At 30.9% G+C, this 21,689-nt stretch carries 18 protein-coding genes and 2 pseudogenes; 17 read left to right on the top strand and 3 right to left on the bottom strand.

The genetic code is table 11. The annotated features are described in order from the left end of the window. The first annotated feature begins 256 nt into the window (after positions 1-256). The 10 genes and pseudogenes from BZARG_RS07560 (at position 257) to BZARG_RS07505 (ending at position 13,060) form a co-directional block, all read left to right on the top strand. On the top strand, positions 257-1,570 hold the full coding sequence (locus tag BZARG_RS07560; protein WP_008636957.1) for an aspartate kinase: 1,314 nt from the start codon (positions 257-259) through the stop codon (positions 1,568-1,570). After that, the gene (gene lysA, locus BZARG_RS07555) at positions 1,545-2,711 is read left to right on the top strand and encodes a diaminopimelate decarboxylase (protein WP_008636961.1); all 1,167 of its coding nucleotides are present in this window, start codon (positions 1,545-1,547) and stop codon (positions 2,709-2,711) included. The genes BZARG_RS07560 and lysA overlap by 26 nt, the downstream gene beginning before the upstream one ends. A gap of 1,113 nt (positions 2,712-3,824) precedes the next feature. Continuing rightward, positions 3,825-5,117: an erythromycin esterase family protein gene (locus BZARG_RS07550; protein WP_008637013.1), complete on the top strand. Its 1,293-nt coding sequence runs from the start codon at positions 3,825-3,827 to the stop codon at positions 5,115-5,117. Positions 5,118-5,932: 815 nt separating this feature from the next. After that, positions 5,933-6,454, top strand: a complete 522-nt coding sequence (locus BZARG_RS07545; protein WP_202796748.1) for a ubiquitin-like protein — start codon at positions 5,933-5,935, stop codon at positions 6,452-6,454. A 168-nt stretch (positions 6,455-6,622) separates the two neighbouring features. Further along, positions 6,623-7,930 carry a hypothetical protein gene (locus tag BZARG_RS07540; protein WP_040288193.1) on the top strand — a complete coding sequence of 436 codons (1,308 nt, stop codon included), beginning with the start codon at positions 6,623-6,625 and terminating at the stop codon, positions 7,928-7,930. 390 nt (positions 7,931-8,320) lie between these two features. Then, on the top strand, positions 8,321-10,165 hold the full coding sequence (locus BZARG_RS07530; RefSeq protein WP_008637006.1) for a hypothetical protein: 1,845 nt from the start codon (positions 8,321-8,323) through the stop codon (positions 10,163-10,165). A gap of 147 nt (positions 10,166-10,312) precedes the next feature. Next, positions 10,313-10,975 carry a 3,4-dihydroxy-2-butanone-4-phosphate synthase gene (gene ribB, locus BZARG_RS07525; protein ID WP_008636959.1) on the top strand — a complete coding sequence of 221 codons (663 nt, stop codon included), beginning with the start codon at positions 10,313-10,315 and terminating at the stop codon, positions 10,973-10,975. Further along, positions 10,976-11,550: pseudogene (locus BZARG_RS07520) on the top strand (Crp/Fnr family transcriptional regulator). 25 nt (positions 11,551-11,575) lie between these two features. Beyond that, entirely contained in the window at positions 11,576-12,319 is a 744-nt protein-coding gene (locus tag BZARG_RS15930) for a hypothetical protein (protein ID WP_008636958.1), read from the top strand. A gap of 75 nt (positions 12,320-12,394) precedes the next feature. Next, the gene (locus tag BZARG_RS07505; RefSeq protein WP_008636991.1) at positions 12,395-13,060 is read left to right on the top strand and encodes a metallophosphoesterase family protein; all 666 of its coding nucleotides are present in this window, start codon (positions 12,395-12,397) and stop codon (positions 13,058-13,060) included. A gap of 113 nt (positions 13,061-13,173) precedes the next feature. Here BZARG_RS07505 and BZARG_RS07500 read toward each other — a convergent pair. Continuing rightward, a pseudogene (locus BZARG_RS07500) lies at positions 13,174-14,112 on the bottom strand (IS110 family transposase). A 461-nt stretch (positions 14,113-14,573) separates the two neighbouring features. On the opposite strand from BZARG_RS07500, the gene BZARG_RS07495 reads away from it, so the two are divergent. Continuing rightward, positions 14,574-15,035 (top strand): hypothetical protein, encoded by a 462-nt coding sequence (locus tag BZARG_RS07495; RefSeq protein WP_123766895.1) that lies wholly within the window; start codon positions 14,574-14,576, stop codon positions 15,033-15,035. Between the two features lie 153 nt (positions 15,036-15,188). Further along, positions 15,189-15,590, top strand: a complete 402-nt coding sequence (locus BZARG_RS07490) for a hypothetical protein (RefSeq protein ID WP_083823839.1) — start codon at positions 15,189-15,191, stop codon at positions 15,588-15,590. Between the two features lie 301 nt (positions 15,591-15,891). Here BZARG_RS07490 and BZARG_RS15860 read toward each other — a convergent pair whose 3' ends face one another. Next, entirely contained in the window at positions 15,892-16,065 is a 174-nt protein-coding gene (locus BZARG_RS15860; protein WP_008636988.1) for a hypothetical protein, read from the bottom strand. Positions 16,066-16,263: 198 nt separating this feature from the next. Here BZARG_RS15860 and BZARG_RS15230 point away from each other — a divergent pair, with 198 nt between their 5' ends. From BZARG_RS15230 to BZARG_RS07470, 4 genes are all read left to right on the top strand, one after another. Beyond that, a complete protein-coding gene (locus BZARG_RS15230) occupies positions 16,264-17,598 on the top strand; it encodes a DUF2971 domain-containing protein (RefSeq protein ID WP_008636968.1) in 1,335 nt (444 codons plus the stop codon). A gap of 147 nt (positions 17,599-17,745) precedes the next feature. Next, positions 17,746-18,702, top strand: a complete 957-nt coding sequence (locus tag BZARG_RS07480) for a hypothetical protein (RefSeq protein WP_008636992.1) — start codon at positions 17,746-17,748, stop codon at positions 18,700-18,702. 219 nt (positions 18,703-18,921) lie between these two features. Further along, positions 18,922-19,707: a hypothetical protein gene (locus BZARG_RS07475; protein WP_008636975.1), complete on the top strand. Its 786-nt coding sequence runs from the start codon at positions 18,922-18,924 to the stop codon at positions 19,705-19,707. Positions 19,708-19,927: 220 nt separating this feature from the next. Continuing rightward, a complete protein-coding gene (locus BZARG_RS07470) occupies positions 19,928-20,428 on the top strand; it encodes a hypothetical protein (RefSeq protein WP_008636993.1) in 501 nt (166 codons plus the stop codon). A 158-nt stretch (positions 20,429-20,586) separates the two neighbouring features. Here BZARG_RS07470 and BZARG_RS15610 read toward each other — a convergent pair whose 3' ends face one another. Then, positions 20,587-20,820: a transposase gene (locus tag BZARG_RS15610; RefSeq protein ID WP_008636987.1), complete on the bottom strand. Its 234-nt coding sequence runs from the start codon at positions 20,818-20,820 to the stop codon at positions 20,587-20,589. A 289-nt stretch (positions 20,821-21,109) separates the two neighbouring features. Between BZARG_RS15610 and BZARG_RS07460 the strand changes: the two genes are divergently transcribed. Continuing rightward, positions 21,110-21,689, top strand: a 580-nt coding sequence (locus tag BZARG_RS07460) for a tetratricopeptide repeat protein (protein ID WP_131255894.1), incomplete at its 3' end; no start/stop codon positions are given.

Below are 21,689 nucleotides of genomic sequence, written 5' to 3'. Positions count from 1 at the left end.
ATGGCGCATTCTTTCCAAAAACCTACCTAACAGACTGTCATTCCAACATAGTTTTAATTATAGTCAAAAGAATTAAAATGCCGAGGAATCTCTATTATAGCAAAATTAAACGTTTTACTTTTCCAACTTCATTCAATAATTTCGTGGCATAACTATATTGATTGATATCACTAGTTCAATAATTTAATAAAAAGTACGCTAACAAAACCTCTTATTTATTTTAGAATAGGTAATTTCGCCCAATATTTAATTGAGTATGAAAGTAATTAAATTCGGAGGCACCTCACTAGGTACAGCTTCACGTATGAAAAAGGTTGCAAAGTTGGTTGCAAATGAGAATGCTATTGTGGTCCTTTCAGCGGTTAGCGGAACAACAAATAGTTTAGCAGAAATCGTTCAAAGTCTATATAAGAATGACCGAAACACTGCAAAAGAAGCAATAATTGAATTAAAAAAGCATTACCAAGAATATATTGGTCAATTATTTAGCACAGAAAAACAGTTAACTAAAGCACATAATTTAGTTACAAGTCATTTCAATCACATTGATTCTTTTACGGAAGATTTGTTTACAATTCACGAAGAGAAAACAATATTGGCGCAAGGAGAATTACTTTCCACAGCCATGTTTCAGCTTTATTTAGAAGAAATAAATATTCATTCAGCTCTTCTATCTGCACTAGACTTTATGAGAATAGATAAAGATTTAGAACCAGATAGTTTTTACATTCAATATAATTTAACCCGCGAATTGTCAACTTGTGAGAGTCAATTATACATTACCCAAGGATATATTTGCAGGAATTTTTTCGGTGAAATTGATAACTTAAAACGTGGTGGTAGTGATTACACTGCTGCATTAATAGGTGAAGCCATTAAAGCAAGTGAAATTGAAATATGGACAGATATTGATGGAATGCACAACAATGATCCACGTGTAGTTGATAAAACTTATTCCATTGAACGCTTATCTTATGATGAAGCGGCCGAATTGGCTTATTTTGGAGCAAAAATATTACATCCCACAAGTGTTTACCCAGCCCAATTAAGTGGAATTCCTATTTATTTAAAGAACACTTTAAATCCTGAAAAGGTTGGTACTATCATCGAAAAAGAAGTTGGTATCAGAGAGTTTACAGCCGTTGCGGGAAAAGATGGGATAACAGCCATTAAAATCAAATCTGCTAGAATGCTTTTGGCTTATGGTTTTTTAAGAAAAATCTTTGACATATTCGAAAGATATAAAACGCCCATCGATGTGATAACAACTTCGGAAGTAGCTGTTTCATTGACTATTGATGATCATACAAATCTCAATGCTATTCATGAAGAGTTGCGTTATCTAGGTGAAGTTTCAATCCACAAAGACCTTTCAATAATTTGTGTGGTTGGTAATTTTTCTCATGAAAATAGAGGCTCAGGTAATAAAATTTTTGAATGTTTAAAGAATGTTCCTATTCGTATGGTTTCTTATGGCGGTAGTCAGCATAACGTGTCTGTGGTTATAGAAACACATTATAAGAAAGAAGCAATGATAGCCCTTAATGACGGACTTTTTAGTCACCAATAAAATGAAGAAAAAAGACTTTATTCAGCACAGAACGCCTTTTTACTCTTATGATCTGAAACTACTCAAAGAAACATTGGAGGAAGCAAAATCAGCGGCTAAAAAATACGATTATCATATTCATTATGCATTAAAAGCGAATTCCAACGACCGAATATTGAAAATTATTCATGAAAAAGAATTTGGTGCAGATTGTGTGAGTGGAAATGAAGTTAAAAAAGCTTTAGAAATTGGATTTCCTTCCTCTAAAATTGCGTTTGCTGGTGTTGGAAAATCAGATGAAGAAATATTGATTGGATTAGCCAATGATATTTTCGCGTTTAATTGTGAGTCAATTGAAGAAATTGATGTTATTAATCAATTGGCAAAAGGGCAAAACAAAATGGCAAGAATTGCTTTGAGACTGAACCCGAATGTTGATGCCAATACGCACAAATACATTACCACTGGACTAGAGGAAAATAAATTTGGGATAAACAGCTGGGAATTAAATAATTTAATTGACCGTTTGCCTTCTTGGGCGAATATAGAACTTACAGGATTGCATTTCCATATTGGATCGCAAATTACCTCTATGACGCCATTTAAGAATCTTTGTATCCGTGTAAATGAATTCAATACATGGTTTAGAGAAAGAAATATTCATATACAACACCTTAATTTAGGAGGTGGATTAGGAATCGATTATCATGAACCCGAAAAGAACCCTATTCCAGATTTCGAATTGTTTTTTGGCGTGTTTAACCAATTCCTACAGCCTTTTTCTCATCAAGAGATTCATTTTGAATTAGGGCGCTCGTTGGTTGGGAATTGTGGAAGCTTGAATTCTAGGGTTTTATACATTAAAAAAGGAATCAAAACAAACTTTGCAATTCTTGATGCAGGAATGACAGAATTGCTCAGACCAGCAATCTATCAAGCTTATCATTTTATTGAAAACGTTACATCAAAATCTGAGAACAAAGAATTTTATGATGTTGTAGGTCCAATTTGTGAATCATCTGATTGTTTTGGTAAGAAAATAGAATTGAAAGAAACAAAACGAGGCGACTACATTAAAATCCACAGTACTGGCGCTTATGGTGAGGTGATGTCATCGAAATATAATTTGAGAGAGCAGAACCCGGTGTTTTATATTGAGTAAATAATAGTTGAACCTGATATTTCTAAAACAAAACTTCAATAAGTGCTCTCTAATAGATTGTGAAAGAATTGAACGATATGATGTTAATTTTTTTGATTATGGAAGAACTCACGTATCTTCCTGTAAGTGAAATCATTTATGATATTGATGCTTATAATAAGTAAAGTTGAAAAATTGGAAATGATTTTAATTTAATCATCTAAACAATAGTTGATTAAGTAGGTTGTTTCAATAATACTACTGTCGACAAAAATGGAAATATATTAGTATTAACAGATGATAAAGGAATCTTTTAAACTAAATATATCAAACAATACATTATAAGAATATATAACTGGTGAGTTGAAATTAGTATACAATACTACTAATGGTATTGGTCAATATTTTCCCGAATGGGGATCCTTTGATAAGTTTTTTGATTAATGAAAATGTTTTATATTCGACTGAAAAAATTAGATTTTTATAAAAAAAAAAAACTACAGCCAGCATTAGTAACCGTTTCAAAACAATATAAAATCATAAAAAACAATTCCATTTAAGCCCAGAATAATTAAGAAATAAAACCATAACAATCCCAGATTTACGCCCTAAACATATTATTATCCATTGATTTTTAAATACTTCGCTGAATTTTTTGCATTTATAGATAACCTAATAATAATCTTTTTTACAATTATCTATCAGTAAGTAACTAGTCTATATAATAATTATATAGAAACTATTGCCTACATAAAAATGTGTTTGCAACAAGCAAAAACTGAACTAAAATTAAAATGACAGAAAAATAAATAGCTTTCTAGCAATTCAAGAAATTACAGGAAATGAACGCCTTTATGACATTGGATTAAAGAACTTGGTCGCTAAAACTTAGTAAAACGGTAAATATCTCACGAGAACAATTTTAAAAGTATTATTTTTTGAAGAAATCTAAATAATCCGAATCATTGGCTAATTAATAGATTCTTTGAAATATCGAAATACCTGGAGTTTCCCGAATCAAAACCTAAAAGGACTGAACAAGGAAAATAATGCTACCGTAGAATGCTCAAACTTAAACGCAATTGTAATAACAATCACATTAATAATAGTTATCTTGATGAGATACATTTATTCATGAAACATTTAATAGGTTTTTTCTTGTATTTATTTAGTTTGTTTTCTTTCGCTCAAAATTTTGAACAAAAAACTATTCCTCTAAAAGGGGATACTAGTTTGGATAAGCTTATAATAGCTGCTGCAGATAAGGAGTTGGTATTATTAGGCGAGGCCAGTCATGGGACACACGAATACTATGTATGGCGAGATAAGATAAGCAGACGACTAATAGCAGAACAAGATTTTAACTTTATTGCCGTAGAAGGTGATTTTGCGAGCCTATATCATCTTAATCGCTATGTAAAGAATTTAGATGGTGCCACAACCACCGCCAAAGAAGTTTTACTGAAACTAGATCGATGGCCAACCTGGATGTGGGCAAATGAAGAGGTTGTTGCACTTGCCGAATGGCTTCGTAATTATAATGACCAATTACCACAAGATAAAAAAGTAGGTTTTTATGGTATGGATGTTTACGATGAATGGAATTCCAAAAAAGTAGTTTTAGATTTACTTAAATCTACAGATCACACGGCTTATAAATATGTGAAAGATCAATATAAATGTTTCGAACCACATATAGGAGAGAGTTGGAAGTATGCGCATGCAGTGCGCACTGGGAAAAAGGAGTGTGCAACAGCTACAACAAATGTGGTGGAATATATACGGAATCATCGAAGAGCGCTAGCAACGCTTTCCGATGATGTTTACTTTTACTTATTACAGAATACGATCGTCGTGCAAAATGCCGAGGAATTTTACAGAGAAAGTGTCGCTTCAGAAGGGCATATTTCATGGAACTCTAGAGTGCATCATATGCATAACACTGTCAACGATTTATTAGAGTTTTATGGAGAGAATTCCAAAGGAATTGTTTGGGCACACAATACACATATTGGTGATGCATATTATTCCAGTATGCGAAACACTGGTGAGAAGAATATTGGACAGCTTACCCGTAAACAACTGGGCAGCGACAAGGTGTTCTTGATTGGCTTTACCACCTATCAAGGTAAAGTGATAGCAGGTTCAAGTTGGGGCTCCCCCATGAAGGAAATGACTATCCCTCCTGCTGTTTCTAATAGTATAGAATATAAATTGAATAATATAGCTGAAGAAAAATTCTATATTATTTTTGATGAAAAAGACCGAAAGAAAATGAACTTAAAAGTAACTGGTAATAGAGCTGTGGGAGTAGTTTACAATCCTAGAGGTGACAAAAAGCAATTTGTGCCTACAATAGTTCCTATGCGTTATGATGCTTTATTCTTTTTTAAGAAAACCACTGCTTTGAGAGTTTTAAATAAGTAAATATTTTTTAATCCAAAAACGAGTATCGGTCAATTTCTAATACTGACAATAACAAATACGAATAGAGCAAAAATTTTCGGAACATAAGGAATGCATTGGAAAAAGAACGATTTAGAATAGGCCAAGCTCCAAAACCGTTTACAATCAAATGCTTGCCTACCTCCTGCCCACGAAGATCATAACGGGTTTTCTAATTGATTTTTAATTTATAAATCATGTACTTAAACATTAAACTAATCATATACAGACACTTTGGCTATAATGCGATGAAAATCCAGAGTGTTACGATAATCAATAATTTAAAATAACCAAAGTTTAAAATACAGCTCTATTCATCCGCTTATTAGCTACCATAATTTCCATAAACCATATCATTTAAAAAGCTATAATTAGTTATTCAAAAAAAAACTTGTTGCAAAAATTCATAAAAAACTATTTGCGCGAGCAACAAGTAAGCAAATTGGAATAAAGTAAGAAAAGGATTTTGCATATTTTTAAACGCAAACGAATAAGCACTAAACTCATCTTATAAAATGCAACCAGACCATATAAAACCAGATTTTTTAATCCTATTATTAGTTTCTATAAGTTGTAAAAACCAATTATAAACTGTTGATTGTCAAAATGAATATTCCTAGATTTTATTTTTAAAAAAAATATGACGGTTGCCAACATGGTTTATTTAAAATGTTTATTTTTGATGCCCAATCAAAAGAAAGTGTGTTTGCTCTCTTCCGATTTTCCTTCGGAAAAATCCTCGCAGACAAAAACCCAACTTTCCGTATATATAAATATTAACAATTATAAATTAACAAATGAAACAAATTTACCTTTTAATTTTATTCACTTTTCTGTCATTCAATGTATCAGCAATGCAGATATTTATCAAGACTTTAACTGGAAAAACCATAGCAATCGAAGCTGAAGCCAATGATACCATTGATAATATTAAAGCCAAAATTGAAGATAAAGAAGGTATTCCTATTGAAGAACAAAAATTATTATTTGCTGGTGAGGAACTTGAAAACGACAAAACTTTAGCAGATTATAATATCCAAGAAGAAAGTACACTTCATTTAAAGATTAATATTCTCGGAATTACAACTCATATAGAAACCGTTACTCAATTAAATTTATATCCAAATCCTTCAAATGAATATATCATTATTTCAGGGTTAAATAAAAGTGAAAATTACGTTATATATAACACTATTGGAACTGAAATAGGAAATGGAATTATCTCTAAACAAGAAAACATAAACATTCAAAATTTGACTAATGGTCTTTACTTCTTGAAACTTAAAAATGGAAGTACTTTTAAGTTTTTAAAAAAATAAAACTTAATAGCACCTGCTAACATCGTATAAAATAATTGCGATTTAGTGCTAAAAGAGTTCGTTACGCGTTTGCTACTTCTAATTTTTATGCAGAAAACTCTCGCATACAAGCCAGCAACTATTCTTAAACATAAACGTTATCCAACATTAGCCAAAAAGCTAGCGAAAATGAAGAACATAATTTTAGTATCTTTTTTAATCTTAACTTTTAGTTGTTCCGAAGATGATAAAACAGACCAACAATTACTAGAAAACGATAAAAAAGAACTAATAGAAAATCTAGATTCTTATAAAGTGGCCTCCTATAAATTTGGTAAAATACTAATTAGGGCTTCAGCAGAAAAAAATACTATATCACCAGAATTTCAAGCTTTTAAATCTGACCTTGATAGAATTTTTAATAATGTCGTAAAATATGATGTAGAAAATCCAGAAAGTTTATCAGTGTTAGATTATATTTCTATCTATCGTGATTACAAAAATATGGAAGATTTTATAATGGAAACCGATGAAGATATTTTTCCAACTTTAATGGATGCTTTTAATGTAACTTATGGAGACTCTATTAGCAAACAAAGAGATTACTTAAAAGGGGACGATAAAGTGTATGCTCAAAATATTGAACATTCTGTTTTAAGTGCTATTGTAATTTTAAGCAAAGATTTAGGAAAAGAAGTATCGCTTTATGAATGTTCTAAAACAGACCCAGAATTGCTTCCTGATTCTGAAATAAAAACATTGTTACAATATTTTAGAGGCTTCTTGTTTTTTGAAAAAGGACTGTATTATCTATCAGAAGATGAGATTTCAAGAAATATAGATTGGTTAAACACTAATAAAGAAGTGGATTTACCTTTTACAAGAGCTATGTTTCAGTGGGGAAATCTGAATAACAAACAAACACATATAGGCTTTCATTCTTTAAATCACTTATTCAGAGGTTTTGACAGGTTAATGATGGAAAGGAAAATTGATGAAAAACGGGCTTTAGAAGATTTTGAAATGTTTTTAAAAGACGCCAAAGAAGTTGGTTTAGATAACGAGATTGTATGGTCTATTGAAACCTACTTGTATTTAAAAAATGAGGAAAACGAAAAAGCTATTACGGCTTTAACAAAACTAAAAACAAGTAAATTACTTTCTTCTGACGATAAAGAAAAAATAGACGAATCCATAGTCTACTTAAAGAACAGAAAGCCTGGAGAAGTACTTAACGGCTTTTATGATAAGTACTTTTTAAGTAAAATAGCTACAAAATATATGTTTTCAATTTTGTCGGAAGTAGATTGGGAAAACCTAATGAAAGAACAAAATGTACCGCATACCGAAGAAATGTTTAAAACCATTGAAAACTTAAAGGACTTTATATCAAATTTAGAAAAACACGCTAGTACAGACGGTTTAAAGGAAACTGGAGAGGAGCTCAAGAATAAAGGTGGAAATCTATGGAATAAAGCAAAAGAACTAGCCCAATGATAATAATATTGGGTAACACCGTTTAAAATAACTGTTTGGTTCTCACAACTATTCTTACACCAAACGTTAGCAATAAGAAAAAAAACAGCTTAACCATCAACAAATATAAGTCCTTTTTAAGGGCTTTTTTTTTTAGTTTGGGTTAAGTAGGCCGTGAAACTTAATTAAATTTGAAATTATCTTATTGCCATAATTGGCTGCTGAGCGAGAAAATAAAAGGCTCACACCTGACCTACAGCCTATTATTAGTTTCCGTAAAGTTCTATTGAAAAATAATGTTATATTTACTTTTGATCATCTTTCATCTCATACTAAATGGACCAATGAGCAAGAACTAAGAATTGTTATCCAAACCAAACATAATATTCAATAGTACTAACAATCAAATATATGAAATTAGAAAATATTTTAGACAAACTCGGTTCAATAGAAAAGAACTCATTTATTAAAATCATAGATAATATCATAACCAAGAATCCAAAAAACGGAAAAGAAATTGATGAGATTTTAAGTGCGTCTGATAAAGGTTTGAAATCCGTTGATAACCAAAACATTTCGAAGATTTTTGCATTAACCGCGGATGAGTTTCAAGAATATATCAAGTGTGAATTTCAAGAAATCACGTCACAATTAGACATTTTAATCGATATTATAATTCGCGATGGAAACTGTATAATGAAGCAAGATTGGTTTTCAAGACTATATGATAGTGAAATCAAAACTTTAAAAACGAGAATAAAAGGATTGAACACTAATTTTGAAGATGATAAATCAGAATTAAGTGAAGTTCGAAAACGTGATTACAAAATCTACAAATCGTGTTTAAATACCGCATACAAAAATGATATTGAAAATAATAGAGATGCAAAAGTCACTTCGGACGAATTATCAATAATATTAACCCTTTCAAAGCAGTTAGGATTATCACAAGAAGAAGTCAAGCTTATTAATTACTCGATTTTACCAATCGTAACGATTGATATCCAAGAAGTAATAAAAGGTTTAAAAAATATTGGTGTCATATTTTATTCTAATAAAGAGAATACAATTTACGTCGCAGATGAAATGGTGAGAATGCTTCGCAAGATTCGAAAAAAAGAAATTGCTGAAAAATTCTACAGAAGAACGCTTAAACTTTTAAGAGAACCAATAATTAATCAAATAGCAAGGGAACATAATATTGATAGAAAATTATCATACGCCCAGAAGATTGAAGAAATTATAAAAGAAGGTGTTTCTTTTACCAGCTTACTTTTAGATGATATTTATAAAAACGACAGTACATTAACCGAAAAGAAAAAAACTTTAAATGAACTTTGTGAAAAAGGATTAAACATTTCAAATTTAAAAGGTAGCACGTTAGATGATAAAATTAGTAGTCTTATTGAACATTTTGAAAATGTTGAGCGTGATGAAAAGGTAGGTATTTCTTTAGACGGATATGACAAAATGCTTGCTGAATTAAATCTATCGCTTCCAAAACTAAACAAACAGATAAAGGATCAATTTCAATTCCAGGATGAATTTGTGTTGAAAGCAGATTTTTTACTGGATTATAATATGAAGCCAAGAGATATTTTGGATTTAATTGTTAAAACAGATTTAACCAATTTTATTAAGGATAATGGCATTAAGCAACGTGGCGATTACATTCTAAACATTATTGAGCATTATAAGGACGTTGAGAATTTATATTTCGAAAATTTCGAAAATGTAGCTTATAGGAATTTAAATTTATTAAAAGAAAATGGCATAATGGTTAAAGAAAGTGAACTCGGAATAAAATTCGAGGAATTGACCAAAGTCATTTTTAAAGGTTTAGGCTTTAATGTCGATGATGCATTTAGAAATAATTTAAACACTAAAAAGGATATGATTGATATTCTTTTAAATCTGGGTAATAATGAAGTAATAATTGTAGAATGTAAAACAAGCAAAGAAAAAGGATATAATAAATTTAGTTCTGTTTCAAGGCAATTGAAGTCTTACCAGAATTTAGGGTTAAAAAATGACTTGAGAATTGTTAAAGTATTACTCGTTGCACCTGAATTTAGTGACGATTTTATTACGGACTGTGAAATGGACACAGAGATGAATTTATCACTTATTACAGCGGCTACGCTATCCAATATTTCAGAGGCTTTTAAAACCTCAAAATTTAAGGAATTTCCTCATGTATTATTTCGCGATATAGTTATAAACGAAGAACGAATATTAAAAGCATTGAGTAAATAATAAAACCAATACTTACATACTTGTTTCAGGGCTTTTTAATTCGGGTTGATAATTCACTGAATAAATAGATTAATTTATTGACTTAGGTCAAATAGTTTGGCTTGAAACAATATTAGTTTTGCTAATCTAAAAAATAAATTATTTAAAATGGAACTAGCAGAATTAGATACAATACAAACCACTACTACTGAAAGTATAGAGCGATTAGAAAAAGCATTAATACATATTCGAAATGGAAATGGCGTTATTTTAACTGACGACAAGAATAGAGAAAATGAAGGAGACTTGATATTTTCGGCGCACAACATGACCGATAATCACATGGCACTTATGATTAGAAAATGTAGTGGTATTGTTTGCCTTTGTTTAACAAATAAAAAAGCAGATTCACTTAATCTACCCTATATGGTAAAGGAGAACACAAGTAGTTTTCAAACCCCTTTTACAATCACTATAGAAGCCAAAGAAGGTGTGACTACAGGAGTTTCTGCCAAAGATAGATTGACAACTATACAAGTTGCTTGCAATGAAAATGCTAAGAGCAATGACTTAGCTAAACCTGGTCATATATTTCCATTGAGAGCTAATGACAAAGGCGTGCTAGGAAGAAAAGGTCATACCGAAGGTAGTATAGATTTAATGAAACTAGCAGGCTTACAACCAGAAGCAGTATTGTGCGAATTAATGAATGATGACGGAACAATGGCAAATTCAGATACAATCACAGAATTTGCAAAGACACATAATTTAATGGTCTTATCAATACAGGATATTATTCAATACCGTAAATTTGTAAGAGACTACAAATAGATGGCAAATAATATCGAACTCACTAATTTCATAAAAAAGAATATTACTATTGAAGATGGAGATCTAAAAACTGTGTTGTCTTATTTTAAAACCATAAAAAAAATAAAAATGAGATTTTACTTGCTACTGGAAAAATTAGTCAAATTAGCTATTTTGTAAAAAAAGGTTGTCTAAGATTATTTTTCATAGATGATAATGGAAAAGACGTTACGCGTTATATTGCGTTTGAAAATCAATTTGCCACAGCACTTGTTAGTTTTATAACGAATGAACCTGCCCAAGAAACAATTCAAGTTATTGAAGATAGTGAGCTCTTATACATCACGCACGATGACTTTAGGCATCTTATGACAATTGTTCCCAAATGGAAGGATTTTTATAGTATTTATTTAGAAAAAGCATATGTAAATAATTCAAAAAGACTCATGTCTTTTACTACTTTAAATGCTTCAGAAAGATATAATCAGTTATTTAAAATAAACCCAAATATTGTTAAACGCTTACCAAACAAAATAGTAGCTTCTTATATAAATATATCACAAGAAACATTAAGTAGAATAAAATCTAAAGTCTGACCCTAAAATATAAAAGGTATAATATATGAAATACGCATTATTATTCGGATTATTCATACTACAATTCACGGGTTATTCACAATCGCCAGATGAAAAGTCCAATTCCGAAAAAGCGGACGACAAGTTTTTATTAACAATCTTCCTAAAACATGATCAAAGCATGACTTTGAATGAGGTTGAAGAGATAAGAATGGATCAAGGGTTTTATGAAAATCTTCCTCCAGAAGGTGTTTCTGTAGTGAATTGGTTTGTGGTTATGGGACTTGGCCAAGTGGTTGTTTTGGAACTTCCTGCTTCAAAATTATCTGCTGTAAATTTGGCTATTGAAAGAACCGCATGGAAAGCTTTTACAACAGAAATGTATCCAACTTATAATTTGTATCCTATCGTAGAACATAAGTTAAAAAATAAGTCAAAAGTAGTGCTTGATTCCACACCCAGCTCTGAAAAAGCTAATGAAAAGTTGTTATTAACCGTCTTTCTTAAACATGATCAAAGTATGAATTTAAATGAGATTGAAGAGATAAGAACCAATCAAGGGTTTTATGAAAATCTCCCTCCAGAAGGCACTTCTGTAGTTAATTGGTTTGTAGTTATGGGACTTGGTCAAATGGTTGTATTGGAACTCCCTAGTTCAAAATTATCTGCTGTAAATTTGGCAATTGAAAGAACCGCATGGAAGGCTTTTAAATCAGAAATTTATCCAACTTATAATCTATACCCTATCATAGAATATAAATTAAAGAATAAGTCAAAAGTAAATTACTAGAATTTTAATGCTTATCAATAGTTAAATAAACTTAATATAAGCTTTGGGTTACACGTTATAAAAACAAAAGTAATTATGGCAATTTACGCAATTGGAGATATACATGGTAGTATAAACGCATTAAAAACTATTTTTCAGCAGGGTTTGATAAAGGAAGATGATAAAGTAGTTTTTCTTGGAGATTACATCGACAAAGGACCTGATAGCAAAGGCGTTATTGATTGGTTAATTGAAAAAAGTAAAACATTCGACTTCGAATTTATTCTTGGTAATCATGAGATAATGATGAGACGTGCCAAATCCTCAACTGAAATATTTGAGTATTGGCTAGAAGAGTATGGAGGATCACTTACATTAAACTCCTATAAAATTGGTGATAACCAAAATTGGATGAATCAGATAGATAAAACGCATTGGAACTTTATTGATTCTTGCTTACCCTATTTAGAAATTGGAGATTTTATATTTGTTCATGCAGGACTTGAAGAAAACAAGAGTTTAGAGGAACAGAATGAGCATTATTTATTTTTCAAGAAGTTTGAAGAACCTCTAATTTATGATCCGGTAAAAACTGTGATTTGCGGACATACTGCTCGAGTAAATGGAAAAATAGCAGATTTTGGTCACACAATTTGTATTGATACTTTCGCACACGGAGGCATGTGGTTAACTTGTTTGAACGTCGAAACAGGCGAGTTTTTAAAAGCGAATAACAAAGGACAAATAGAAAAAGGAAAATGACTCCATCGAAATTTTGATCAAGATTACGGAAATCAAATACAAAGAATTTGATTATAATATAAAAGGCACTCAAAACTAACAAGGTACTGTGGTAAAAATCAAGTAAAAATACATTAACTTTTTACTAAAGTACTTCTGTAAGTATTCTCATACATTAACCCTGTTTTAGCTATTGCAAAAGCCTGTTTTAACAGTTTATTACACTCGGCTATTAACGCTAGTTTTGCGCTCATTCCTTTGTCCACAAGTCGCTCATAAATATCCCCACAAGCCCTTTTATATCTGCCAGCCGGCAAGCAGGTTTACAGACATTAAAACTGCACATAACTAATAAATTACGAAGTTTTTGATTATCCATTTTACTAATCCGAGGTCGGCCTTTTAAACTGCTTCCACTTTGTCTAATTATTGACGTTAAGCTAGCATAACTACACAATTCACTTCCGCTTGTAAAACGATCAAATCCATCCGTTGGAACTACCAACGTTACTGCTGTTTTGTTTCCAATACCTGGTATCGCTTTTAGGCGTGTTAGTGCATCTTAATGTGCTTCTTTTACTAAAGCTATTAGCTTGTCTTCCTAGTTTTTCATTTCTTTTTAAACGTGTTTCAAACTACGTTTCAAAGATTTCATAACCGCTTTACTTGGATTGCCTAAAACTCCTTCACCATGTAATTTATTTTTTAACATTGTGCTCTGTTTTGTATATACAGAAAGGAGTCTGATCATTTCCAGGCATTCTGTTTGATGTTTAGAGTTGCCTTTCCAAAGTTTCAATTCAACTTGTTTTGCATACTCACAAATAAGTTTAGAATCACTTTTATCCGTCTTGATCTTCAAGAGCTTCATCTGGTTTCTACAAACAATTTGATCCCAGATTCCATTAAAAAATAAGCCAGCTGATAGTGATAATAGCCGGTTGCTTCCATTACGCAAGGACTCTTTTCGCTTAAGAGTTTCAAAAACTTTTTAAAACCAGAAACTCTGTTTTAAACTGATAATAATTGCCATCGGAATCTGTAACATCAAAAACCAAATGGCTAATGTCAATTTATTCATTCGCTCATATTTTAATATATGTAATCATGATTTGCTTCGCAGTTCAAAATAATTTGTATTTCACACATAAGAAACTATTTTTTAAATGACAATCTACGCGAGTTTCAACAACTTAAAATCGAGGTCATTAAGCCTTATAGTCCCGATAGCTATCGGGAGTACGAAATCTATGTAGAAAAGAGAGGCGATTATTCCCGAAACTTCGGGATTGACAAGATCAATGTCTTTGCGTGTACAATAACCTTACTCCTCTCTTTTGTACTTTCTTATTTATAAACCTTAATTTAGTGTTTTTATTAAAATGCTAACTTAAGCCGTATAAAAATAAGTGCGGTTAAGTGCTTAATCAAAGGTCGTTGCTCGTTTGCCAGCTTCTGATTCTCCTTCGGAAAATCCTCGCACACAAACACGCAACTTTCCTTATACATAAACGTTGCCATTAATTTGAAAAAAATGAACAAACTGATAATAATTGTACTTCTGACCTTACTAATTTCTAGTTGTACAGATATTAATCAAATGGAAAATTCCTTTGCGAAAATTGAAAACCTTAAGAAGGAAAATGACAGTCTGAAAAAAATTGTTGCGGATATTGAATCTAAATATGTTTTTGATAGCATTTCTTTTCGAGAAATTTATTCTAAAGACAATAAGTACGAACGGAATGCGGAATTTAACGTTGAATTATTGGTTGTCGGCTATAATCCAAACAAGAGCTATTTCGTTAAATTCGATAGCCTTGTAGACGGAAAAAAAATAAATCCAGACACTTTAAATCAAAGTAACGGCGGATTTAAATTCAAAACGAAATTAACCGAAAAAGAAAATATTATCCGAATTGATATGAACGTTGAGAACGAATATGGACAAAAGAAAATGGGAACGTTACTCGAAACTATTCGGATAAAAAACTAATGGCAACAACGTGTATAATTAATGGCTAGTTCGAGCCTGCCTACGAAAATCCTCGCGGATTTTCTATTCGGTTTTTATTTACTAAATTAGATGCTTAAACACGCCACAGCTAATATACATAAACGTTGTGCAACATTTGAAAAAAATGACGAAATGAAAATTAAGTATAATGAAATAGATAAATCAATTGAAATCAAAGACGGAGTAAAAACTCATTACTTCGTAATGAAATTCTTAATGGTTTTAAATCTTCTAAATGCAGTATTGAGAATTTTAAATATTAACAAAACTGGAATAGGATTTCAGGAAATTATTTGGTTTGTATTAGGTTTTGCCTCTCTTATTATTTTATATCTTTTTGTATTTAAAAGAACGACATTAGAAAAAATACCAATTGGAGAAATAAAAGAATTAAATGAAAAATCGATATTCGGGAGAAATAGATTTTCAATAAAATTATTAAACGGAAAAAAACGTGATCTAACCGAACTGAAAACTCAAGCTGAATTTAAGGAGTTGAAAAAAATGTTTGAGGATATTCGAATAGCAGAATGAAAAAAAAATGTTGCACAACACCAGTAAACGTTGCACAACGCCATAAAACCTAAATAAACGACGCCATTTAAGCCCTTTTTAGGGCTTTATGTTTTTTTGTGGGCGCTTATTTACATAAATGTTGGCTGTCTTAAATTGAATATTATTACGTTTTGAAGTCCTCTTATTTTAAAAAATATAAGAACAAGTGCTTTTTCCTTGGTTTTTGCTAGTTTCTGTGTAAACTTCAAGTACTTTTTAAGATTGTACGCCATGGCTGCTAAATGCATGACCTTATTTGCCTGTTCTATTCCTATAGTATTTATTTTCTTAAACCCATAAACTGGGTGAGTGTTCCTAAAACGGGTTCTACCATGCTCTGCCGTTTGCCCTTCATATAGCTGCCTTGCGGACTATTTACATGTTCTATATTACGTTCATATTCTGCTTTGTAATACGTTACAGAAAACTTTTTCTCTTTAGCAGTTTTACACAAACAGCGTGACCTTATTGGACAGTCCTTACATTGATACGCAGAACCACGGTACTATTTTTTAAGATCTCGCTCCGATAATAATAAATATTATTTTTTGAAGAATGAATAAATTTAACTAAAACTATCGATATCCCAGTTATAATAGCTTAAATCAGTTATATTAGTGCACATATAACGAGTTGTAGGTAATTAAAGAAAATGATAGTCTATAAATATAGAGGAGCAAATTTTGAAAGAGATTTAAAGTCTCTTGAAAAAAATTTCTACTGGTCACCTAAATTTGATGACTTAAACGACCCTTGCGAAACATTAATCAATACAGACCCTTTTAAATCTCAATCTAGAACTTTTGCAAAAATATTCGGAAAAGAAAAATCTGAACAGTTTTTAGAAGTTGAAAAAGCTGCTCACAATTTATTTGAAGTAAAGAAAAAAGGAATTGGAATATATTCTTTATCGAAGACTTATAAAGACGAGTTACTTTGGGCACATTATGCAGACAGTCATAAAGGGTTTTGTATAGAATATGATTTAGAATTATTAGCAAATAGTTATAAGGCATTTGAGACATTTTCCTTTCCTGTTATTTATAATAAAAAACCACCAGAATATGGAATTCGAGATATAAATAATACTAAAGGACATCAAGTCGTACAAAAATTAGCTGGTTACAAATCGAAAAGATGGAATTACGAACAAGAACATAGAATTGTTACTGGATTTTATGGAGAACATCCATACGACCCTAATTGTCTTAAATCAATCTATTTTGGTCTAAATATGGACGAATCTGAAAAAGATTTAATGATGGACAGATTGAAAGGCAGAAACATTCAGTTCTTTCAAATAATTCAAAAACATAATTCATATGAGTTTGATGCTATCAAGGTTAATGATTTAACAAAAGAGAGACATACCTATATTAAAGAAATACCATCAGAAAAAACTGGACAGAATCCGATTAAATATAAATTTATTAGCAAAGTTTATATTAGAGAAATAAAAGCAATGGTCGAAATTGAATTGGAATCTAAAATTAATGAAAAACAATTGAACTGGATTGCTCATCTTTTAAGAAATGATATGTTCAGAATTCCAAAAAGACTTTTTATTTCTTTTAGACTTAAAGGTTTTACTGATGTAAGTGGTTATTGGGCTACAGCTAATTTTGAAGAGAAAAAATTAAAAACTTCTATTAATGGTCTCACTATTGAGCAGGAGAAGTTCCTAATTAATGGACTGAATAATGATAAAAGAGCAACAATTGGTATATGGATTGATGAAACACCATATACTAGTTCAAGTATGGTGCTTCTAAATTTGGATGGCGAATTAATTTTAGAAACTAATTTTTTTGATGGAAGTAAATCCTCAAAGAAACTAAAATCAACCGAATTAAAAGATAATATAAGATATGATGATTATGAGCCGAATAATCACGGAGAATTTTTTGAAGTTAATGAAAATGGCGTTTTAAATTATTGTTCAGAAGATGGAATATTCCTAACATTGGAACCTTTTGATAAAAAATAACTACCTACAACACCGTGTATAATTCATTGCTAGTTATAGCCTACTTACGAAAGTCCTCGCGGACTTTCTATCTGTGATTTATTTGCTAACTTTAATGCTTAATCACGCAACGAAATCATACACAAAACCGTTAGGCATAACAATAATATGAGATTAGAGCAATTCCAAATAAGTGAGATAAAGTTCAAATGGGGGCATTTACTATCTGATATAAAGCCTCAATTATCTCCCAATGACTCTATCATAGAGAATGAAAATCCTTACTCCAAGAACTCAACATTAAAAGTCCCGTTATCCGATATTTGGTCTATACGAACCAACTCATGTGAATTTAGTTCTCCTAATACTGACCGTCTAATAAATAATATTTCTATAAGTATTTCAGCGAAAGAAAATACACTGGAAAGTGTTATTGAGTCGCTAGAAAACCACCTTGGACCTAAATCTACTGACCACATTGGCGATAACTACGGAAGTGGGAGTGTTATTAAAAATTGTAAATGGGAATATGACAACTGTCAAATTGGTGTCAGTATTTATGGTGATATTCGAAAAGAGAATAATGAAGAAAACATTGGTTGCTTATACATTCATTTAGAGGATATTGAAATTTTAGACTCTTTGTATGCAAAACGATTGATAGAAATAGAGTACGATTTGGCCACGAGAGTAGATAAGAAGTCTATTAATTTATACAAAATGGAGGAAAAGCAATGGATTACATGGTCAATGGAAACCCCAAATTACCCTGACCAATCTCCAAACTATATTTCCCGAGCATTGAATGGATTTCACAAAAGAGAGGTTTTTAAAACACCTGAACAGGTTCAAGAAAACATTTCCGAATTTCATATTTCAGTATGGAAATCTAATTCTGATGAATATTACCTATCCAACTATTGGGAAACAATAAAACTGGAAAAACCTATAAAAACCTCATGGATTAATGCTTTACCTGCAAAAGGTGGTGGCTATTGTACAGTTTCAATTGGAGATTTTAGAATTAATAATGAACATAGTAGACCTGAAACAAAAGCATTAATTAACCAAATAGAAGAGTTGCTTAATACAGAAATAAAGTGTCATCAAGACCATGACTGTTAACAATGTGGCTAACACTGTATATAGCAAATAGGGCGTTCAGTGGATTGCGAAAGTTCAGAGCTATTTACGAACACCGCCAAATTTTTAATTTGGCTTTTAAGATGAATAAGTTAAAAACAAAATATAAAAATTTGGTTCAGAGTAAACTTGAAAGTTTATCGCTTTCTACTGCCCTAAATGCAATATACTAAATGTTAGCTACCATTAAAAAAACGAAATATGATATTAGGAACTTACTGGTATTTTGATTTTCCTATAAACTTATACAAATTTGACTTTTTTGAATTTAAAAAAGGTTATGGTGGTCACGCAGATAACCCAGCAGAATTGGTTACTATTTTTGAAGCTAAACACCCAGAAAAAATCATTGAAGATTTAAAAAATCTAATCGATAAAAATTCTGATGGCTATCTTTTTGTATATCAAGAGCAACATAAATTGAAAATAGGAACAGGCGGTTATCAACTTTTTGATTATGATTTTTTATTAATAAAGGAAGTTGAGAAACTTTTAAGGAATCATAGGGCTTACCCAGCAAAAGACAAAACTTTGAGAAACCCTACTTTGATTAAACTTTGTAATGAAAATCCGAAAAATAAAATTACATACCCTAAACAGACTTTTTTACAAGTAGTTGGTTCAGAATTAAAAAAACACAATGCAGAAAACTCAAAATTAAGATTAGACTGCAATATAGATTTAGAATATAAGGAAGATTTCATTAAAGATTTAGAATCAATTTTAAAGGACGAAAAGATTGATGTTTTTTTCTACTATGAAAGTGAATTTGAAAATAGAACAAATCTTATGTTGTTCTTTACGAATGGTAGACAAGGTTTAAATTTAAGAGAAAAAATATACATTGACATATTGAGTTTCGAAAATAAAGTCGAAAAAACTATTACAACCTATAATGCTAAATTTGGTTTTCTTGGAGGTTATGACAGCTACCCTCAGAACGGACCAAAAATAGAAAGGATCATTGAAAAAGAAATGATAATATAAAAACGGTAGCTAACAATGGTAACCGTTGCACAACGCCATAAACCAAAATAAAAGACCCCATTTGAGCCCTTTTTAGGGCATTCTGTTTTTTTTTGTGGGCGCTTATTTACATAAATGTTGGTGTCTTAAATTGAAGATTATTAAGTTTAGATTAAAACCCTAATGAATCAGTTTTTATCTAATTATTTTACAAAAAAAAATTGAATTAAATTAGAATATAATGTTTGACACAAAATATCAATCACCATATATTAAATATGAAAATCGTTTAGCCGATGTTTTAGCCGCTATTCAAGTAATGGCAATATATAGGTTTTATAAATTAGATTTTGAAAGTTGGTCCATGAGAATCTCTGGAGATAAATCTAATTCTGCTCATTGGAAAAAAATTTTTGAAGAGCATCCTGAATTTTTCAGGTTTAATAATGATGAAGGAAAAGTTTCTTTAGCTTGGAGAAGAAGTAAACAGAGAAGGTATCACGTAGACCTGAATAAAGAAATAACTTTAGAGGAAATAAATAATTTATCAACTACTGAAGCTAAAGAGCGAATTTCAAGGTCACCTTTAAATAGTACAGAAATTCAGTCTTTAATAACTACTGCTATTGATTTACAAGGAAGAGCTTTTGAAAATAAAAAAGATAGTAGATGGTGGATTGTACCACTTGTTAGTTCTATTAGTGGTTTAATTGGTGTTTTGGTAGGTGCATTAATAAAATAAAAACTATTGCCAACAACGGTAACCGTTGCACAACGCCCTAAAACCAAAATAAACGAACCCATTTAAGCCCTTTTTAGGGCTTTTTTAATTTTATGTAACTGTCATTTAGTTAAATTTTGGTTGCCACAAATTGAAGATTATTAAGTTTTGAAGACTATTTATTTTAGAAAATATAAGACCAAGCGCTTTTGCCTTGGTTTTTGCCAGTTTCTGTGTAAACTTCTAGTACTCCTTCCTGCTGGCAGACAGGTTTTAAAAGTGTATGCCATGGCTGCTAAATGCATAACCTTATTTGCCTGTTCTATTCCTATGGTATTTATTTTTCTTAATCCCATGAACTGGGTCAAGATTCCAAAAACGGGTTCTACCGTACTTTGCCGTTTGCCTGTCATATAGCTGCCTTGCGGACTATTTACACGTTCTATATTACGTTCATATTCTACTTTGTAATACGTTACAGAAAACTTTTCTCTTTAATTGTTTTGCCCAAACAGCGCAACTTTATTGGTCAGTCCTTACATTGATACGCAGAACCACGGTACTATTTTTTAAGATCTCGCTCCGGTAATAATAAATATTTTTTTTTGAAGAATGAATGAAATATAACTAAAACTATCGATATCCCAGTTATAATAGCTTAAATCAGTTATATTAGTGCACATATAACGAGTTGGCATTAATTTGAAAAAAGCAATCTACATATCGATTTTGGTCATTCTTATTTCTTGTAAAAATGAGAAAAATGAACCGAATCCATTGCTGATTGAATACCACGAAAAAGGTCTTGAATATCAAATGCAAAACAAAACTGACAGTGCAATTGTATTCTTTAAAAAAGCCCTTAAAGTTGACCCAACCGATATTTCAACATACGAAAGTTTAGTAAAGACATATTGGTGGAGTCAAAAACCTGAATTAGCATTAGGAATTTTAGAAACTGTTCCGACTGAACTAAAAAACACAAATTCTATACTGACTTTGAAAGGAATGACCCTCGAAAAAATGGACAAGTTTGAAGAAGCTATGGATTTGTATAAAGTTGCATTCGAACAAAGTCCAAAAATTCGTTATGAAAATGAAAATAATATAATGGAATACATTGGCTATTTGACTTTACAAACCATAGTTGGAGAAAAAGAAAAAGCCATAGCGGAATTAAACCGACTTAAATCAAAGAAATTGACCGAATCCGAAAAACATTATGTCAATTCGATTGAACCTCTAATTCAAAATTATAAAGGTGGTGGATATAACTCAATAT

This window comes from Bizionia argentinensis JUB59 (genome assembly GCF_000224335.1).
Classification (GTDB): domain Bacteria; phylum Bacteroidota; class Bacteroidia; order Flavobacteriales; family Flavobacteriaceae; genus Algorimicrobium; species Algorimicrobium argentinense.
The sequence above is the reverse complement of the archived record's forward strand: the minus strand, read 5'-3'. Positions and strand labels throughout refer to the sequence as shown.

What these genes read in the sequence shown, in the direction of transcription:
- BZARG_RS07560 (WP_008636957.1), top strand. Translation starts at nt 257, where the DNA reads ATGAAAGTAATTAAATTCGGAGGCACCTCACTAGGTACAGCTTCACGT.
- lysA (WP_008636961.1), top strand. Translation starts at nt 1,545, where the DNA reads ATGACGGACTTTTTAGTCACCAATAAAATGAAGAAAAAAGACTTTATT.
- BZARG_RS07550 (WP_008637013.1), top strand. Translation starts at nt 3,825, where the DNA reads ATGAAACATTTAATAGGTTTTTTCTTGTATTTATTTAGTTTGTTTTCT.
- BZARG_RS07545 (WP_202796748.1), top strand. Translation starts at nt 5,933, where the DNA reads ATGAAACAAATTTACCTTTTAATTTTATTCACTTTTCTGTCATTCAAT.
- BZARG_RS07540 (WP_040288193.1), top strand. Translation starts at nt 6,623, where the DNA reads ATGAAGAACATAATTTTAGTATCTTTTTTAATCTTAACTTTTAGTTGT.
- BZARG_RS07530 (WP_008637006.1), top strand. Translation starts at nt 8,321, where the DNA reads ATGAAATTAGAAAATATTTTAGACAAACTCGGTTCAATAGAAAAGAAC.
- ribB (WP_008636959.1), top strand. Translation starts at nt 10,313, where the DNA reads ATGGAACTAGCAGAATTAGATACAATACAAACCACTACTACTGAAAGT.
- BZARG_RS15930 (WP_008636958.1), top strand. Translation starts at nt 11,576, where the DNA reads ATGAAATACGCATTATTATTCGGATTATTCATACTACAATTCACGGGT.
- BZARG_RS07505 (WP_008636991.1), top strand. Translation starts at nt 12,395, where the DNA reads ATGGCAATTTACGCAATTGGAGATATACATGGTAGTATAAACGCATTA.
- BZARG_RS07495 (WP_123766895.1), top strand. Translation starts at nt 14,574, where the DNA reads ATGAACAAACTGATAATAATTGTACTTCTGACCTTACTAATTTCTAGT.
- BZARG_RS07490 (WP_083823839.1), top strand. Translation starts at nt 15,189, where the DNA reads ATGAAAATTAAGTATAATGAAATAGATAAATCAATTGAAATCAAAGAC.
- BZARG_RS15230 (WP_008636968.1), top strand. Translation starts at nt 16,264, where the DNA reads ATGATAGTCTATAAATATAGAGGAGCAAATTTTGAAAGAGATTTAAAG.
- BZARG_RS07480 (WP_008636992.1), top strand. Translation starts at nt 17,746, where the DNA reads ATGAGATTAGAGCAATTCCAAATAAGTGAGATAAAGTTCAAATGGGGG.
- BZARG_RS07475 (WP_008636975.1), top strand. Translation starts at nt 18,922, where the DNA reads ATGATATTAGGAACTTACTGGTATTTTGATTTTCCTATAAACTTATAC.
- BZARG_RS07470 (WP_008636993.1), top strand. Translation starts at nt 19,928, where the DNA reads ATGTTTGACACAAAATATCAATCACCATATATTAAATATGAAAATCGT.
- BZARG_RS15610 (WP_008636987.1), bottom strand. Translation starts at nt 20,820, where the DNA reads ATGACAGGCAAACGGCAAAGTACGGTAGAACCCGTTTTTGGAATCTTG.